The 1,560-nt window shown below is 42.4% G+C and carries 2 protein-coding genes; one reads left to right on the top strand and one right to left on the bottom strand.

All coding sequences use genetic code 11. The features are described 5' to 3' along the window. On the bottom strand, positions 1–355 hold a 355-nt coding region (locus tag AC33VI_RS22370), incomplete at its 3' end, for a LysR family transcriptional regulator (protein WP_491784475.1). A 242-nt stretch (positions 356–597) separates the two neighbouring features. Here AC33VI_RS22370 and AC33VI_RS22365 point away from each other — a divergent pair. Then, positions 598–1,560: peptide ABC transporter substrate-binding protein (locus AC33VI_RS22365; RefSeq protein ID WP_491784474.1), on the top strand; the 963-nt coding region annotated here is incomplete at its 3' end.

Below are 1,560 nucleotides of genomic sequence, written 5' to 3'. Positions count from 1 at the left end.
GGGGGTATTGAATTTTAAAATCGGCTTTTATTTTAGGCAATAATTGGGCTGCTGCGCCGCGAAAAGCAGAAATTTTGACTTTTCCCGTATCCAAACCTTTAAAACGATTGGCTTCTTGTTGAATATCGGCGATCGCATCCAGGACGCGATCGCAATGGGCTAAAATGCTTTCTCCTGCGGGAGTGAGACTAACTCCTTTTTTACTTCTATGGAGTAACTGTACCCCTAAGTCATTTTCTAAGGATGCGATCGCATGGCTTACCGTAGGCTGGGTAAGGTTTAATTCAATTGCTGCTTGGCTGAATTTACCATATTTGGCTACTGCCACAAACGATCTGATTTGAGAAAGTTTCATATGAAGAGTGACTTAGGGACGAGGAGATATTATCTCGCGAAGACGGGACTGGGAGACTTGGAGATTGGGAGATAAGTAAATTTAGATATTGTTTTTATTTTAATTAGAATTAACAATTAGCTACTAGCAACTGACAAATGTACGGTCGTTTCATGAAACGACCGTACTAACTAACCACAAACTATCTAACAAAAAGCTCATATAATATCATCCAGAATGGAAACTGGTAGAGAAAAATCGATATGAAGTTGCTGGCTAAATTATCTATATTATTAAGTTTGACTGTTGCTATTGGTGCTTGTGGGAGTCCAACTTCCACATCGGGGGGACAACAAGATAGTAGCACTCTCAAATTGCTTTATTGGCAAGCACCAACAATTCTCAATCCCCATCTTTCTACAGGTTTTAAAGATGCCGAAGCCAGTCGTATTACCCTCGAACCTTTAGCTAGTTTTGATAATGAGGGAAATCTCGTACCCTTTTTAGCAGCCGAAATACCAACACGCGAAAACGGAGGGGTAGCCGAAGATGGTAAGTCAGTTACTTGGAAGCTTAAACAGGGAATTAAATGGTCTGACGGACAACCATTCACCGCAGCCGATGTAGTTTTTACCCACCAATTTATTACAAATTCCGAAGTTGCCGCAACTTCAGCAGGTACTTATGAAGTAGTAGAAAGTGTCGAAGCGATCGACGACCATACAGTTAAGATTAACTTCAAAGATGTCAATCCCGCTTGGTCGTTGATTTTTGTAGGGGCAGAAGGATCTATTTTACCCAAACATATCTACGAAAATTACAACGGGGCAAATGCTAGGGAAGCAGCAGCCAACCTGAAGCCCATAGGTACTGGGGCATATCGAGTAACAGATTTTAGACCAGGGGATATTGTAATTTACGAACCCAATCCCGAATTTCGTCAAGCAGAAACATTGGGTTTTGAGAGAATCGAACTAAAAGGGGGTGGAGATGCCACTTCCGCAGCTAGGGCGGTATTGCAAACGGGGGATGCGGATTTTGCTTACAATCTCCAGGTAGAAGCTCCAGTATTACAGGAATTAGAACAAGCGGGACAAGGGGTAGTAGTCTCTAATTATGGTGCGTTGATGGAACGAATTATTATCAACCATAGCGATCCTAATACAGTTGCCCCTTCAGGAGAGCGATCGAGTAAAGATATTCCCCATCCCTGGTTGAGCGATCGC

It is taken from the genome of Waterburya sp., assembly GCF_058530065.1.
Note: the sequence above shows the minus strand (reverse complement) of the source record. Positions and strands in the feature narration are given on the sequence as shown.